This is a genomic window from Plantibacter sp. ME-Dv--P-122b, assembly GCF_030209375.1.
Lineage (GTDB): Bacteria > Actinomycetota > Actinomycetes > Actinomycetales > Microbacteriaceae > Plantibacter.
The window spans coordinates 204,486-220,136 of record NZ_JARVSC010000006.1 but is presented as its reverse complement, the minus strand read 5'-3'; the positions used below and the strand labels follow the sequence as shown (position 1 = coordinate 220,136).

The 15,651-nt window shown below is 69.4% G+C and carries 15 protein-coding genes; 7 read left to right on the top strand and 8 right to left on the bottom strand.

Translation table 11 applies throughout. From position 1 onward, the window contains the following. Positions 1-28 precede the first annotated feature (28 nt). Entirely contained in the window at positions 29-1,357 is a 1,329-nt protein-coding gene (locus tag QRN19_RS13865) for a nicotinate phosphoribosyltransferase (RefSeq protein ID WP_285027545.1), read from the top strand. Positions 1,358-1,400: 43 nt separating this feature from the next. Here the strand turns inward: QRN19_RS13865 and QRN19_RS13860 are convergent, their stop codons facing one another. From QRN19_RS13860 to QRN19_RS13850, 3 genes are all read right to left on the bottom strand, one after another. Beyond that, positions 1,401-1,676 carry a DUF3039 domain-containing protein gene (locus QRN19_RS13860; RefSeq protein ID WP_086473833.1) on the bottom strand — a complete coding sequence of 92 codons (276 nt, stop codon included), beginning with the start codon at positions 1,674-1,676 and terminating at the stop codon, positions 1,401-1,403. A 95-nt stretch (positions 1,677-1,771) separates the two neighbouring features. Further along, positions 1,772-3,343, bottom strand: coding sequence for a hypothetical protein (locus QRN19_RS13855; protein WP_285027543.1), 1,572 nt, complete (start codon positions 3,341-3,343; stop codon positions 1,772-1,774). After that, on the bottom strand, positions 3,319-4,230 hold the full coding sequence (locus QRN19_RS13850) for an ABC transporter ATP-binding protein (RefSeq protein WP_285027541.1): 912 nt from the start codon (positions 4,228-4,230) through the stop codon (positions 3,319-3,321). The genes QRN19_RS13855 and QRN19_RS13850 overlap by 25 nt, the downstream gene beginning before the upstream one ends. Before the next feature lie 79 nt (positions 4,231-4,309). Here QRN19_RS13850 and QRN19_RS13845 point away from each other — a divergent pair, with 79 nt between their 5' ends. The 6 genes from QRN19_RS13845 (at position 4,310) to QRN19_RS13820 (ending at position 10,208) form a co-directional block, all read left to right on the top strand. Then, positions 4,310-5,056: a hypothetical protein gene (locus QRN19_RS13845; RefSeq protein WP_285027540.1), complete on the top strand. Its 747-nt coding sequence runs from the start codon at positions 4,310-4,312 to the stop codon at positions 5,054-5,056. A 300-nt stretch (positions 5,057-5,356) separates the two neighbouring features. After that, on the top strand, positions 5,357-6,049 hold the full coding sequence (locus tag QRN19_RS13840; protein ID WP_064296200.1) for a phosphocholine cytidylyltransferase family protein: 693 nt from the start codon (positions 5,357-5,359) through the stop codon (positions 6,047-6,049). A 117-nt stretch (positions 6,050-6,166) separates the two neighbouring features. Beyond that, positions 6,167-6,934 (top strand): ABC transporter permease, encoded by a 768-nt coding sequence (locus QRN19_RS13835; protein ID WP_285027537.1) that lies wholly within the window; start codon positions 6,167-6,169, stop codon positions 6,932-6,934. Continuing rightward, positions 6,934-7,692, top strand: coding sequence for an ABC transporter ATP-binding protein (locus QRN19_RS13830; protein WP_285027535.1), 759 nt, complete (start codon positions 6,934-6,936; stop codon positions 7,690-7,692). Before QRN19_RS13835 ends, QRN19_RS13830 begins: the two co-directional genes overlap by 1 nt. 74 nt (positions 7,693-7,766) lie before the next feature. Next, positions 7,767-8,648, top strand: a complete 882-nt coding sequence (locus tag QRN19_RS13825; RefSeq protein ID WP_285027533.1) for a hypothetical protein — start codon at positions 7,767-7,769, stop codon at positions 8,646-8,648. Between the two features lie 84 nt (positions 8,649-8,732). After that, positions 8,733-10,208, top strand: coding sequence for a glycosyltransferase (locus QRN19_RS13820; RefSeq protein ID WP_285027532.1), 1,476 nt, complete (start codon positions 8,733-8,735; stop codon positions 10,206-10,208). Here the strand turns inward: QRN19_RS13820 and QRN19_RS13815 are convergent. From QRN19_RS13815 to QRN19_RS13795, 5 genes are all read right to left on the bottom strand, one after another. Beyond that, positions 10,129-11,337, bottom strand: coding sequence for an acyltransferase family protein (locus QRN19_RS13815; protein WP_285027530.1), 1,209 nt, complete (start codon positions 11,335-11,337; stop codon positions 10,129-10,131). The genes QRN19_RS13820 and QRN19_RS13815 overlap by 80 nt on opposite strands. A gap of 53 nt (positions 11,338-11,390) precedes the next feature. Further along, positions 11,391-12,689 carry a CDP-glycerol glycerophosphotransferase family protein gene (locus QRN19_RS13810; RefSeq protein ID WP_285027528.1) on the bottom strand — a complete coding sequence of 433 codons (1,299 nt, stop codon included), beginning with the start codon at positions 12,687-12,689 and terminating at the stop codon, positions 11,391-11,393. Between the two features lie 68 nt (positions 12,690-12,757). After that, complete coding sequence (locus QRN19_RS13805; RefSeq protein ID WP_285027527.1) at positions 12,758-13,642, bottom strand: glycosyltransferase family 2 protein; 885 nt, start codon at positions 13,640-13,642, stop codon at positions 12,758-12,760. Then, positions 13,642-14,469 (bottom strand): CDP-alcohol phosphatidyltransferase family protein, encoded by an 828-nt coding sequence (locus QRN19_RS13800; RefSeq protein ID WP_285027524.1) that lies wholly within the window; start codon positions 14,467-14,469, stop codon positions 13,642-13,644. The genes QRN19_RS13805 and QRN19_RS13800 overlap by 1 nt, the downstream gene beginning before the upstream one ends. Next, entirely contained in the window at positions 14,470-15,537 is a 1,068-nt protein-coding gene (locus tag QRN19_RS13795; RefSeq protein ID WP_079705566.1) for a glycosyltransferase family 2 protein, read from the bottom strand. Positions 15,538-15,651: the final 114 nt, after the last annotated feature.

The window sequence follows — 15,651 nt, the reverse complement described above, 5'->3', positions numbered from 1 at the left end:
CGGGCACGCTCGCGGCTAGGCTGAACGGGTGCACGAGTCCTCAGCTCTCCTCACCGACCGATACGAACTCACGATGCTGGACGCCGCCCTCCACCGCGGCACCGCGGATCGGGAGTGCCTGTTCGAGCTCTTCGCCAGACGCCTCTCCGGTGGCCGCCGCTACGGCGTCGTGGCCGGCACGGGCCGGTTCCTCGAACTGCTCAAGCACTTCCGCTTCGGTGAGTCGGAACTCGAGTGGCTGCGCGAGGAGGGCGTCGTCAGCACGACGGCCCTCGACTGGCTCGCCGACTACCGCTTCTCGGGCTCGATCTGGGGCTACCGCGAGGGCGAGGTCTTCTTCCCCGGTTCGCCGATCCTGGTCGTGGAGGGCACGTTCGCCGAAGCCGTCATCCTCGAGACCCTGGCACTCAGCGTGTTCAACTACGACAGCGCCGTCGCCACGGCCGCCGCGCGCATGACCTCCGCGGCGGGCAGCCGCCCCCTCGCCGAGATGGGTTCCCGCCGGACGGGCGAACGGTCGGCCATCGCCGCGGCCCGGGCGGCGTACATCGCCGGCTTCAGCGCGACCTCGAACCTCGAAGCAGGACGCAGCTGGGGCATCCCGACGATGGGGACGGCCGCGCACTCCTTCACCCTCCTGCACGACTCCGAAGAGGACGCCTTCCGAGCCCAGATCGACACGATGGGCACCGGGACCACGCTGCTCGTCGACACCTACGACATCGAGGAGGCCGTGCGTCTCGGCGTGCGCCTCGCCGGCCCGGAGCTGGGAGCCGTGCGCATCGACTCCGGCGATCTGCCGATCGTCGTCGACCAGGTCCGCCGCCTGCTGGACGAGCTCGGCGCCACGTCGACCCGCATCACGGTCACGAACGACCTCGACGAGCACGCCGTCGCCGCCCTGGCCGCGTCTCCGGTCGACTCCTACGGCGTCGGCACCTCCGTGGTCACCGGCTCCGGCTCCCCCGCCATGGGCATGGTCTACAAGCTCGTCGCGCACCGTGACGACCAGGGCGACTGGATCAGCGTCGCGAAGAAGTCGGCCGAGAAGGCGACCGTCGGTGGCCGCAAGACCGCTGCGCGCGCCTACGACCGGCACGGGGTCGCTCGGGAGGAGCGCATCTACCTCGGTGACGGTCCGGCAGGCGAACCCGAGGGCGCGGCAGACGCCGCCTCGGAACGCCCCCTGATGGTCCAGCTCGTCGAAGGTGGGCTCGTCGACGAGCAGTACCTCGGTGCCGCGGGGACACGTCAGGCGAGGGAACACCGGACACAGGCGGTGGCGGAACTGCCGCCCCGGGCCGTCAGCCTCACCCGCGGCGACCCCGTACTCCCGACCGTCTACCTCGAGGGCTGACCGCGGCGACGCGTCTCAGCATCGGCCGCGGTGCGCTCCACGCTCAGTCGCGGAGCAGCTTCTCGTAGATCTCCTTGCAGGACGGGCAGATCGGGAACTTCTCGGGGTCGCGACCCGGCGTCCACTTCTTGCCGCAGAGCGCCTTCACCGGCTTGCCGCTCAACGCCGATTCGAGGATCTTCTCCTTCTTGACGTAATGCGAGAAGCGCTCGTGATCGCCGGGCTCGATGTTCTCGCTCTCGATCAGCTCCTCGAGCTCACGATCCATGATCGCCGTGCTCCCACCGTCGGGCGTGCCACCGGGATCGATCGTGCTCATCTGCTGCTTCGTGCTGTCATGCTGCGCCATGGCTCCATGGTACCGCCGGACGGCACCCGGGTCTCCTGCGGGCCGATCCGTCCGCCGACGTCGGGTCAGTGCGAGCTGGCGAAGCCGACGATCTCGGGGCTGCGACGGTCGAAGACGCGACCTCCGGCGAGGATCCCGATCGCGAGCACCAGGACGCCGGTGCCCACGCCGACCGCGAGTGCCCCGAAGTTCCAGTTCGGCTCACCGGTGAGCCCGAGCACGGCGAGCCAGCCGGCGGGGATCGTGAGGAGCACCGTACCGAGGAGGCTCAGGAACTGCGCGGACATCCCGCTACTGCCCGGGACCTGCGGCTGCTGGAACGGGCTGTCGCCGGGAAGCGACGTCGGATACGGGAACCGCGCCGAGACGAAGCTCGCGATCCCGGCACCACTGAACAACAGGCACGTGCTCACCCCGATCATCGACGGCAGGGCGTCCCAGTCGCCGTAGAAGAGGATGCTCAGGGTCGATCCCACCGCGATGAGCGGGATGCCGATGAGGAGCACCGGGAAGAGCCGGCCGATCCGATCCGATCGTCCGCGGACCCCGGAGGCGACGTGCAACCAGACCGCGGTCGAGTCGAAGGCGAGGTCGTTGTGCAGGAGCCAGCCGAGGAACCAGCACACGACCGGGAGCGGGACGAGCGCGAGGACGTTCATCGGGATGCCGGCGACGAGCATCGGCACGAAGAAGATGAAGGGCGCGATCGGGATGATCACGAGCGAGACGAGGTACCGCGGGTCGCGCAGCCAGTAGGTCATGCTGCGAGCGGCGATGGCGCCGGACGGGGAACCGGGGAGCAGGTCGAACCAGCCCAGACCGGTGCTGTCGCGGCCCATCCCGAGGCGTTCCGGCGCCACGAGCAGTCGGGCGACGAACGCCTGCCAGGCGAACCAGAGCAGGGCGATGGTCGCCGCGGTGAGCAGCAGCTTGACGATCGCCGGCGCGATGCCACCGAGTGCGGCATCACCGGGGAACGACCAGACGGCGCCGAGCGGGGTCCAACTGAGGATGTCAGCGACCCGGCCGAGGACGGCGAACCCGTCGCGCTGCCAGTCCACGGTGGTGAGGGCGATGATCGCCGGGGCGACCGCGATGATGAGCACCAGCCCGAGGACACCCATGACCTCCTTGGCGCGACGCGTCGAGAGGAGGCTCGCGGAGATCGAGGTGGCGATCCGGGCCAGGAGCGCGCAGAGCAGCACACCGAGGACCGCGGAGACCACGGCGAGGACGGCGGGCAGCGGCGACCGCGACCAGGTGACCACCGACGAGGCCGCGAGGACGGCGAGGACGAGCGACGGCACCGACACGAGCGCTGTCACGAGTAGGCCGGCCGACAGGGTGCGGTTGGGCAGCCCGAAGAGGGAGAACGCCCGAGGATCCAGCTGATCGTCGACACCGAACACGAGCGGAAGGATGATGAATCCGAGCACGACGGCCGACCCGGCCAGCACGAGCAGGTTGCGGGTGACCTCCGGATCGCCACCACGCAGCGCGACGAGACCGGTGCTCGCGAGCACCACGATCCACACGCCGACCGCGATCGCGAGGACGAGCCCGACCAGACGCCAGGGGCTGCGGCGGAACGCGTTGAGCGTCAGCTGCAGTTTCAGTCGGAGAAGCTGTGCAACCATTCCATTCCCTCTGCCGACTTGCGGCCCCCGGCGAGCTCGACGAACCGCTCCTCGAGCGTGCCCGTTCCGCGCACCTCGTCGACGGGCCCGGCGGCCAGCACCTTGCCCTGCACGATGATGGCCACGTGATCGCACACGCGTTGGATGAAGTCCATGCCGTGGCTCGAGAGCACGACGGTTCCGCCGTTGGCGACGTAGCGCTGGAGGATTTCGATGACGTTCGCCGCGGACACCGGGTCGACCGACTCGAACGGCTCGTCGAGGATGAGGAGCCGCGGCGAATGGATGAGTGCGGCTGCCAGCGCGATCTTCTTCGTCATGCCCGCCGAGTAGTCGGAGACGAGACGACCGAGCGCGTCGTCGAGACCGAAGGCACGAGCCAGATCGGCGGTCCGCGACTTGACGGTCGCGGGGTCGAGCCCCCGCAGGACGCCGGAGTAGTACAGGAGCTGGCTGCCGGTCAGGCGGTCGAAGAGCCGCAGCCGGTCGGGCAGCACACCGATCGCGCGCTTGGCCTCGGCGGGATCCTGCCAGACATCGATGCCCTGGACGGTGATGGAACCCGCGTCGGGACGCAGGAGACCCGTGACCATGGACAGCGTGGTGGTCTTGCCGGCGCCGTTGGGGCCGACGATGCCGTAGAAGGAGCCGCGGCGGACCTCGAGGTCGACGCCGTCGACCGCGACCGTGTCGCCGAACTGTTTGACGAGTCCCGAGATCGACAGGACGACGGGGTGTACGCCGTCGTCGGCGGTTTCACCGCGCTGCGCCGTCGACGCGGCGGGCGACGAGGTGGCGGACGACGGGGTCGACGCGGAACGGCCGACAGGACGCTTGGGGGCTGCTGCGGGAGCGGCGGCCTCCTCCTGCGAAGGTGCCAGCGACACGGACTCCGATGGTGTCGGTGTCGTCTTCCGGGCCGTACCGTCTCCAGCCTGCTCGGCAACGGATGAGCCGCTGGTCTGCGTGTCGGCGGGCCGAGGCTGGTCGACGGCGGCGCGGTCGACAGCCTCGGGGGAAGACGGCTCGGCCGACGTCGACGTCGTCGCCCGGTCGACCGATCCTGGCGCGCTGACCTCGTCGAGCACGCCGGCCGCCGCGGCAGCCGTCTGTTCGGTCTGCTTGGGGGCGCTGGTGCGCGCCGGTGTGCGCTTGGCCGGCGTCCGTGCCGTCGTGGACTTCGTCGTCGAGGTCCGGGCGGTGGTCGTCTTGGCGCCTGCGGCCTTGGTCGCCGGCTTCGCGGCCGTGGAGCGCGCCGTCGTCGATCTGGGCGTCTTCGGTGCGCTGGTCGTGTCAGCGGACTCCGTGGATTCCGGAGTACCGGCTGCAGCAGTCGACTTCGCGGGCGTGCGCTTCGCGGCGGTGGTGCGCGCCGTCGTCGATTTGGTGGCCGTGGTCTTCGCCGCCGAGGTCCGAGCGGTCGTCGAGCGTGCCGTGGTCGTCTTGGGTGCCGGCGTGGCCGTGTCTCCGGACTCCCCCGAGGTCTGGCTCGCCGACGTGGTGCGCGTGCGTGGCGTGGTCGGTCGTTTCGCCGGGGCCTTCGCCGTTCCGGACGCCCGGGGCGTCGTCGAGCGGGGTGCACGCTTCGGAGCCGTCGGCGCCGCAGCGGCCTGGTCGTCGGAGGCGATCGTCGGCGCAGGTGCACCAGCGGCGTCGGCGGGGTTCGGCGTGCCCGGACTCGTCGACGTGCCGTCGGCAGGCGCGGGCTGCTGAGCGGGATCTGGCGGAGTCGTGGAAGTCACCAAGCAAACCTACCAACAGCGGCGGCCGCAGCGGACAGCGGAGTCTCAGGATGAACAGTTGACACATCTCCCCCAAGCTGTGTAAACGCCGGGTGGTCGATCACAAAACGACAACGGACCCTGGGAACCCCTGACAGACGGAGTTCACCGCGGCTAGCCTGTATTTTGGCATAACGGAGTGTCTTTCAATGCACGTCTTGGTTAATCCTCGGTGAATCGTCCACAGCATCGTGGCACCGCGTGATTCCATACCCACACTGAGGAGAACAACGTGACCACCCAGGTAGTGATCCTTGCCGCAGGGATGGGCAGCCGTCTCGGCCGCTCGCTCCCCAAGCCCCTGACCGAGCTCAGCGACGGCCGCACCATCATGCAGCAGCAGTTCGACAACATCCACCACGCGTTCGGAGCGAGCGCCAAGGTGACGATCGTCGTCGGCTACAAGCTCGAGCACATCATCGAGGCCTTCCCCGACGCCTCCTTCGTCTACAACGAGCAATACGACCAGACCAACACCTCGAAGAGCCTCATGCGCGCCCTCGCCGCGTCGCAGGCCGGCGGCGTGCTCTGGATGAACGGCGACGTCGTCTTCGACCCCGCCGTCCTCGACCGCGCTGCCGCGATGATCGCGAAGGACCGTTCGTTCGTGACCGTCAACACCTCCAAGGTGTCCGACGAAGAGGTCAAGTACACGACGAGCGCCGAGGGCTACATCAAGGAACTCTCGAAGACGGTCGTCGGCGGGCTGGGCGAGGCCGTGGGCATCAACTACATCTCGTCGCAGGACAAGACGATGCTGCACCGCTACCTGACGAAGGTCGGCGACCAGGACTACTTCGAGCGCGGCATCGAGCTCGCCATCGAGCGCGAAGGCATGCTCGTCGAGCCGGTCGACATCTCCGACCTCTACGCGGTCGAGGTCGACTTCGCCGAGGACCTCGAGCGCGCGAACCTCTTCGTCTGAGGGTCCCGTCCACATCGCACACGAACGCCGTCCCGACGCTGAGCGTCGCGGGCGGCGTTCCTGCGTCGCCTCGATAAGGTTGGTCACGTGAGTTCTTCTGCTGAAACGCGGCCAAGGATGTCGCGTTCGGCGAGGTATCGCCACGCGCTCTGGATCCTGACCGTCCGAGACCTGCGTGTGCGCTACTCGACGAGCGCGCTCGGCTACGTGTGGTCCATCCTCGACCCCCTCGTCATGAGCGGGATCTACTGGTTCGTCTTCACGCAGGTGTTCCGGCGCGACGTCGGCGAGGAACCGTACATCGTGTTCCTCCTCGCCGCCCTGCTGCCGTGGATGTGGTTCACCGGATCGGTGTCCGACAGCACGCGCGCCTTCCTGCGCGAGGCGAAGCTCGTGCGTTCGACGACGATCCCCCGGACCATCTGGGTGAACCGGATCGTGCTGTCGAAGGGCATCGAGTTCCTCGCGGCGCTCCCGGTCCTCGCGGCCTTCGCGATCTTCAGTGGCGCGCAGGTGAACCTCGACATCGTGCTGTTCCCGTTCGCCATCGTCATCCAAGCCGTCCTGACCATCGGGCTCTGCCTGATCGTCGCTCCGCTCGTCGTGTTCTTCCGCGATCTCGAGCGCGCCGTCAAGCTCATCCTGCGGTTCATGTTCTACGCGACGCCGATCATCTACAGCACGACGGCACTGCCCGACAGGATCGAACCCTTCGCGGCGTTCAACCCGCTCAGCGGCATCTTCGCGCTGTACCGGTCCGCGTTCTTCCCGCAAGAGCTCAACTGGCACCTTGTAGGAGTGTCCGCCGCCATGTCGACGGTCATCCTCGCGGTCGGTCTCCTCGTCTTCAAGCGCTGCGAGCGCTCCGTGCTGAAGGAGATCTGATGTCCACAGGCAACTCGACGGTCGGTCGGCCGGCGATCTCGGTCGCCGACGCAGGCATCCGGTTCCGGCGCAACCGCGGCGGTCGGCGGAGTTTCAAAGACCTCTTCGCCGGTCGCGACCGTCGCTCGAAGCCGGGCGAGTTCTGGCCCCTGCGCCACGTCTCCTTCGATGTCGCTCCCGGCGAGGCGATCGGCGTGGTCGGTCGGAACGGTCAAGGCAAGTCGACGCTGCTCAAGCTCGTCGCGGGCGTCGTGCTGCCCGACGAAGGCACCATCGGTGTGCGCGAGGGTGTCGCGCCGCTCATCGAGATCACCGGCGGCTTCGTCAACGACCTGACGGTCCGCGACAACGTGTACCTGACGGCCGGCCTTCACGGCATGTCGCGCCGCGAGATCGACGGACGGTTCGACGACATCATCGCGTTCGCCGAGATCGCCGACTTCGTGGACACGCCGTACAAGCACCTCTCCAGCGGGATGAAGGTCCGCATCGCCTTCGCGGTGATCGCGCAGCTCGAAGAGCCGATCATCCTCGTCGACGAGGTCCTCGCCGTCGGCGACCGGGCGTTCCGCGAGAAGTGCTACCGACGCATCGAAGAACTCCTCGAGGGCGGGCGGACGCTGTTCTTCGTCTCGCACAACGAGAAGGACCTCAGACGCTTCTGCACGAGGGGGCTCTACCTCGACAAGGGGGCGCTCGTGCTCGACGCCCCGATCGACGACGTCCTCGACCGGTACAACGCCGACTACAACAGCTGAGGCCCACCAGCAAGCGTCAGTCGACCCGCAGCGGGTCGACGTAGACTGGCCGCCCCGCCCACGAGGAGGTCGTCATGACCGGACCGCAGCAGGGACCCGTTCCGGGTCCCGCCCAGTTCCCCACCGCCGCAGCACAGCAGCCCATCCTGCCCGAGCCGGGATGGGTGCGGGCGCTCGATCGACTGCTCTGGGTCCAGCGCCCGGTGGTCGTGGCGCACATCCGGTCGATCCGACGGATGTACCCGAACGCGACAGCCGACCAGCTCATCCGCGTCCTGGAACGCCGATACCTCACGACCGTGACGACGACGGGAGCCGCCGTCGGCGCGACCGCCGTGGTCCCGGCGATCGGGACGGCGACGACCCTCGCGCTCTCCGGTGTCGAGACGGCGGGGTTCCTCGAGGCGACCGCCCTGTTCGCGCAGTCGGTCACCGAGGTCCACGGCATCGCCCTGGCGGATCCGATGCGGTCCCGCGCGCTCGTCATGACCATGATGCTCGGCAAGGCCGGAACCGACCTCCTGCGCAACTTCGGATCCCAAGCGGCCGGCAAGGGGATCCCGCGGCAGGCGTTCTGGGGCCAGACGATCACCCAGGGCCTGCCGTCGATGATCGTCGGCCCGGTCGCCGACCAGTTGCGGGTGCGCTTCGTGAAGCACTTCGCCGCGAGTGGTGGCGCCGGCGTCATCGGCAAGGCGCTCCCCTTCGGCGTCGGAGCGGCCGTCGGCGGGATCGGCAACCACATGCTCGGCCGACAGGTCGTCCGTGCCGCCCGCCAGGCGTTCGGACCGGCGCCGTTCGTCGTCCCGCTCGACCTCGAGCCGCGGATGCGGGCGGTCTCCGGCCACTCCGGCCTCGGCAAGATCCGCGACCAGGTGTTCCGACGCCGGAAGCACCTCGCCATCGAATCAGGCGACGATGCGGCCGTCGGCGACGGGTCCGAGCAGCGCCCCTGACCACCTGAGGCGGGCTGCGGACTGCTCCCGAGCGGGCCGTCCGGGATGCGGCATCCCTCCAGGTCCATCGCGTACCGTCGGAGGGTGAGACTTCCCTTCCTGCGCCGTCCCCAGAAGCCGTTCCCGGAAGGTCGCCACTTCGCGGTGACCTGGGGCCTGTCAGACGATTTCGGCGGCATGACCGAGGCGATGCTCCAGCGCTCCCGCGCGTTCATCCGACTGGCGGACACCCCGGTCGACGTCCTCACCTTCGACCACCGACCGGACTACCCCGAGTTGGAGGCACGGCTGCGAACGCGCGGAGACCTGATCGACGGCCTCCGGGTCGTCAACCTCTGGGAATGGCTCCGCGACAACCCGCTGCCGGGTGGGTCCCTCGACCTGGCCCGCCACGGGTTCACCCCGCTCCCCCTCGACGACGTCGGCACGGAACGACGCCGGGGCGACACCGTCCTCAGCCGCGAACGACACGACGACGCAGGTCAGATCCTGCAGGTGGACGTCTACCGACCCGACGGCACCCTGCTCCTGTCCGACCGCCGCGACACGCGCGAACGGGGTGTGAAGGGCGGCCGCTCGGTCGTCCTCTGCGACGACCACGGTCGCCCCGTCCGCTCCTGGGGACGCATCTGGTCCCTCTACCGCGCCTGGTTCGACGCGCTCACAGCCGGCGGGCCGGCCTGGATGATCGTCGACAGCAAGACGATCGCCCCGTTCGTCCTGAGCTACCGGAAGCGCAACGTCGTCACCGCGCACGTCGTGCACGCCTCGCACCTCCAGGGCACGGAACGGCCACACGGTCGGCTGCGGGAGTCGCGGCGAGCGGTGTTCGAGGCGCTCGACGACTTCGACCTCGTCGCGCTCCTCAGCGATCGGCAGTTCGCGGACGTGACGGCCATGCTCGGTGAGCACGCCTCGCTCAGTGTCATCCCGAACTCGCGCGAACTCGTCGCACCGGAGGTCGCGCGCGCTCCTCGGCCTCGCAGCCGCGGGATGTTCCTCGGCTCGCTCACGGCCCGGAAGCGGCCGGCGCACGCGATCCGCGCCGTCCTCGCCGCCACGTCCACGGATGGGCCTGCCCCGACGCTCGACGTCTACGGCGGCGGCGAGCTGCTCGACGAACTGCAGACGCTCCTGACCACCGAAGACCCGGACCACCGCGTCGTCCTCCACGGCTACGACCGCTCCGCCCGGCAGCAGCTCGGGTCGGGCTCGTTCCTCGTCATGACGTCGACGTCAGAGGGCTTCCCGCTCGTGCTCATCGAGGCGATGGCGGCCGGGTGTCTTCCCATCGTGGTCGACGTCCCCTACGGACCGGCCGACATCGTCCGCGACGGTTGGAACGGGTTCATCGTGCCGTCCGCGGAACCGGCCGTCGTGTCGGCCGCCATCGACCGCCTGCTCGCCCTTCCTGAGGCCGAGGTCGACGCGATGCGACGCCACGCCAGAACGACCGCGGAGCAGTACGACGACGAAGCCGTCACCCGTCGGTGGGCTCAGGAGTTGCACGCGGCCGCTCGCCGGAAGAAGCGGAACGCGCTCGTCCCTCGCGTCGGCTGAGCATCCGGGAGCGCACCGCCGCGACCCCCGTCTGCACCCCTCGGCCGACACGGCGCGCCAGGCCATGGGACGGACGCTCGACGAGCTGGAAGAATCCGGCGGCGACCAGCAGACTGAGCGGCACGCCCACGATGCCGACCAGCCACCAGCGCTCGTCGCCGAACATGAAGGCGAGCGTGGCCAGGATCGGGGCGTGCACGAGGTACAAGCTGAACGACACCTTCCCGAGCCAGAGGACGGGCGGTGTCTCGAGGAGTCTCCGGGCGAGCGGGCTTCCGATGGCGACGACGATGAGGCCGGCCGCTCCCACGCCCGACAGCCCCCAGAGCGCCTGACCGAGGGCGGAGGAGGACTCGACGAACGGTCGGGAGAGCCAGCTCGCGACGAGCAGGAGTGCGGACCCGGCCGTCAGCGTGGCCCACTGCAGCGGGCGGGACCGATCCGCGGCCCAGGTGCGGAGGTCGTCGAGCCTGACGGCGATCAACGTACCGATGAAGAACGCCGGCAGGTACACGGCGGCGTCCATGCCCGCGACCCGTCCGAGCACCATGATCACGGCCATCAGTGCGGCGACCGGCCACGCCCAGCGGCGCAGGAGTCGGGCCAGCAGGACGGCGATCGGCAGGAGGAGGGTGAAGATCAGCTCCCAGCGCAACGACCACAGGGTGTTCACCAGGGTGTAGCTCGCCGGCGTCAGGGTGGCCTCGGTCAGGAGATGTAGCGGGTCGACGCTCGTCGCGTTCGCGTTCGCGATCCACTCGCCGGTGGTCACCGAGGCGGGATCCCTCGGAATGAGCAGGATGAGTGCGGCGGCGAACAGCAGCGATCCCCAGACGGGGAGGTAGAGCCGCACGAATCGGGCGGCGAAGAACCCCGGCCAGCTCGCGCCGCCTCGCAACAGCGGGAGCGCGACGACGAGACCGCTCAGGACGAAGAACACCTGCACCGCCTCGGTGCCGGCGAAGAGCAGCTTCAAGGGTGTCTCGGTCGCGATGTCCCAGGCGGGCTCCGAGATCCGGCCCGTCGCGAAGGGTCGTGCGAGCAACGACACGTGGTACAGCACCACGACGACGCTGGCGACACCACGGACTCCGTCGAGGGAGGCCAGTCGCCCGGAGGACGGATTCACCTGCCCGACCCTACGCGGTTCTCCTGGGCGCGGACTCAACGGCTCGGGGCGCCTCAGGCGCGGTCCTCGTCGTCGCCCTCGTCTTCGTCCTCGTCGTCCTCATGCTCGTCGAGCTCCGGTCGACCGTCAGCGTGAGCGAGGGCGAACCGTTCCCATTCCGACATCAGATGTTCGATGGCGCTGTGGAACCTCGCCGTCGTCACCCCTGGCGTCGTGTCGCCGAAGTAGTACTCGACCCAGTACTGGAGCCGAGCGACCGTCTCGGGGTCACCGAGGAGCCGGTCGACCCCGTCGACGATGTCCGCGGCGTCCGACGCGTCGAGCCATTCGCACGCCGAGAGGTACCCTCCGGTGTCGATCTCCGCCTCCGGGTTCACCGGGCGGGTGATCATGAGCGGCTTCCCGCTCGCGAGGCGATCGTAGACCATCGCGGAGATGTCGACGATGGCCGCGTCCGCCGCCGCCAGCTGCCAACCGAGGTCGGCACCCGTGTCGACGACGTGCTGGGCCGAGGCGTCCGCACGGTTCGCCTCCTGGAGCGCGGCCATGATCTCGCGGTTCGCGCTCGCGTAGACCGGATCGACGACACCGCTCCTCGGGTGCGGGCGGTACACGACACGGTGCCGCCCGGTCGCGATGAGCGCTCGGACGAGGGCCACACCGTGGCTCGCGATCGAGCCGTACGCCGCAGCCGCGCGGTCGCCCTCCCAGGTGGGCGCGTACAGGACCACGGTCCGCCCATCGGGCGTGTAGGGCAGCTCGCCCGAATAGTGGTCGGCCTGTGGGCGACCGATCATGATCGCACGCTTGTCGAAGTCGTAGTCCCAGAGCACCCGCTCCAGCCGGTTCCTCGCCGCCTGGCCGGCGATGAGGCTGTAATCGTAGGCCTTGAACTGGTTCGTGGTCATGTACATCTTGTCGCTCTCGCCATGGTTGACGAAGACGTGCCAGCGGGAGCCGTACCGGAACATCTGGAAGTTCTTGGCGTTCTGGTTGACGTACAGCACGACGCGGATGTCCTGTTCGGCCAGCATACGTTCGAGGGCGACGACGGTGCGGACGTAGGCCGTCGGGATCGGCGACTCCTCGAACAGCTTCGCCGCCGCCGTCGCGCCGCGGCTGAGGATGAGGACGGGCCACTGCTTCGACAGTTCGGCGAGCGGACGGTACCACTGTCGGATCTGGTACATGTTGACGGCACCGTCTGCGAAGTACACGGCCACCTTGTAGCGCCCCGGCTCGATCACGGGAGCCGCCTGCATCTGCGCTGCGAGGACGGCTCTGGCCCGACGGTTGGCGAGCAGGTCCTTGGCGAGCGTGACGGCACGACGACCGTCCCTGATCAGTCCCATGTCAGCTCCAGCATCCGTCAAGCGTAACGACGCCAGATCACGGTGGGATCACGACGGGTGCCCGCCGCTCAGATGACGGGAGGTCGTCCTGCGCGCGTCATCCGCCAGACCGTCCGCCAGCGCAGTGGACGACGTCCGCCGGGGTCCGTCCGCCAGCCCTCGCGCCAGCCACCGAACCAGGGGCGGAGCGCCTCCGGCTTCCGCCACCACCGGATGACCTGGATCGCGGTCCAGGAGCCCACGTACAGCGGGATGAGCGGCACCGGGAGGTTCCGCCGCGCGAGCCAGACCCGGTTCCGCGCGTTGAGCCGGTAGTAGGCCGTGTGTCTCGTCGGTTCGGTCACCGGGTGGTTCGCTTCGAGGGACGCCTCGTACCAGGCCCGCCTCCCCTGGTCCCAGACCCGCCAGGCGAGCTCGATGCCCTCATGCGCGTAGAAGAACGGATCGGCCCATCCACCGACGGCATCGAACACCGACCGCGGCAGCAGGACGGCCGCTTCGAGGCAGGAGAACACGGCGCTCGAATGCCGTGGGTCCTTGTCGCGGGTGCGCGGCACCCAGCGGGACGGCGTCGCCGCACCGTCCGCGTCGGAGAGCCGGGGCTGGATGAGGCCGATGGAGCGGTCCGCGTCGAGCATCGCGATGGCATCGCGGAGGAACGTGGTGGACGGGATGGTCGCGTCGTCGTCGAGGAAGAAGACGAACTCCCCCTGCACGGCGTCGGCACCACGGTTGCGTCCGGCGGGGATCCCGAGGTTCTCCGACAGGGCCAGGCCTCGAGCGCCGTCCGGGAGTCCGGTCGGCTGCCAGCCGTTGCCGACCACGACCACGTCGAGCTCCACCGCCTGCTGGGCGAGCACGCTCTCCACGGCTGCGGTGAGCTCGACCGGGCGGGTCCCCTGCGTCAAGACCACGACGCCGACGGAGCGCGTGACCGGGATCGGGCCGGACATCACGCGTGGAGCCGTTTCGACGAGACGATCGCGATGAAATGCCCGACGAGCGTCAGGAGCGCAAGCGGTACGAGGATCGCGAGCACCCAGCGCATCGCCTCGACATCGCCGACGAACAGGCCGACCACGGAAGCGGCGAAGATCACCATGGTGAGCTCCACCGAGTGGAACAGGCGGTGGAACGGGAGGAACCGCGCAACCGTCCGCGCGGTCGCGAGCAGTCCCCCGCGCGGCGCGGACTCCTCGGTCGAGTAGGTGAGTTTCGGCGCCCCGAACCCGGCGCGGGCGACCCGCACCATGTCGTTCAGCGCCTTGTTGAGCACGACGAACAGCGCGAGCGCGAATCCGAGGGTGATCCAGACGAGGTCTTCGGGCGCATCGACCGGCCACGCGGCGGCACGGATGCCGAGCGCGATCGCGATGAGCGACTCGGTGGAGTAGTGGCCGACGGAGTCCAGGAAGGCACCGGCCGGACTCGACGTCCGCCGCCAACGCGCGACCTCGCCGTCGCAGCAGTCGACGAGCATCTGGGTCTGGCCGAGGACGAGCGCGAGGGCCGCACCTCCGAACCCGGGGATGAGGAGCGCGGCGGCGGTCGCCCAGCCGGTCAGGATCATCAGACCCGTCACGCCGTTCGCGCTGATGGTCGTGCGCAGCAGCAACCACGTGACGTACGGCGACAGATCTCGCAGATACAGGTCGGCGGTCCAGTGCTCGGCGTTCTTCCGTGCACGGACCTCCGGCGGTTGCGCCACGGCACGGAGTTCGGCGATCGTCCGCGGGGGCGTGAGCCTCGGCCCGGTTCCGGCCGTGCTGGGATCCGACATCTAGACCGCCTTCGGTGGATTGCGCAGCGCGGAGATGCCCTTCGCGAGCGAGCCGTAGCCGAGCACGAACCCGGTGCCCCAGCAGAAGTGGATGCACGGCAGGACGGCGAGCATCCAGAGGCTCGTCCGTACCCCGTCCCGCCCGGTGACGACGATGCTCGCGAGCAGCACGATGGCCGCGTAGGCGATGGGGGCCGCGAAGCCGAGGAGCAGCCACGGCGTCGCTCCCGCACCCAGCTGGACCAGGCCTCCGAGCCCGAGCAGCGTGCCGAGCACGATGCCGAGGACCAGGACCGGCGGCGCGAAGTAACGGAGCGTGCCGCGGGTGGGGAAGCTCCGGCTGAGCTCGCCGCGCCAGAGCCCGGTGGAGAAGAACTGTCGTGCCAGGGCGCGCATGCTCGCACGCGGGCGGTAGACGACGCGCAACGCCGGCGTGAACCAGACGAGGCCGCCGGCCTGCTTGATCCGGCGGTTGAGCTCCCAGTCCTGTCCGCGTTTGATGCGCTCGTCGAACATGCCCACCCGCATGAGCATCTCGCGGTCGAAGACCCCGAGGTAGACGGTGTCGGCAGGCCCCTCTCGACCGCCGACGTGGTGGGGTGTGCCCCCGAGTCCGACGCGCGAGCCGTACGCCCGCGCCACAGCCGTCTCGAAGCTCGTACGCCCCTGGGCGTCCATGATGCCGCCGACGTTCTGCGCCCCCGTGCGGAGCATGGTCTCGACCGCGAGTCGCGCGTAGTCGTCGGGCAGCTCCGAGTGGGCGTCGACCCGGATGACGATCGGGTGCGTCGACGCGGCGATCGCGAGGTTGAGCCCGGCCGGGGTCGACCCGACGCGGTTCTCCAGCACGTGGATGCGCGGGTCGGCGGCCTGGAGCTCTCGGACGAGCTCGGTCGTGCCGTCGATGCTCGGCCCGACAGCGATCGTGATCTCCACGTCGCCGGCGTAGTCCTGCGCCAGCAGGCTGTCGACGGCTGCTCGGACGTGTCGGACGTCGTTCAACACCGGCATCACGTAGGAGACTCCGGGCGACGACGGTGCATCGGCCTGGCCTGTGTCGTTCGACATGGGGGTTCACTCCGTGTTTCGTTCGATCGAGCCTAGCAGCCGGTCGTCGGGGGTCGCCCGGACGCGGAGGACGCCCGCACGGTGGCCGTGCGGGCGTCCTCCGGGGCATGGTGC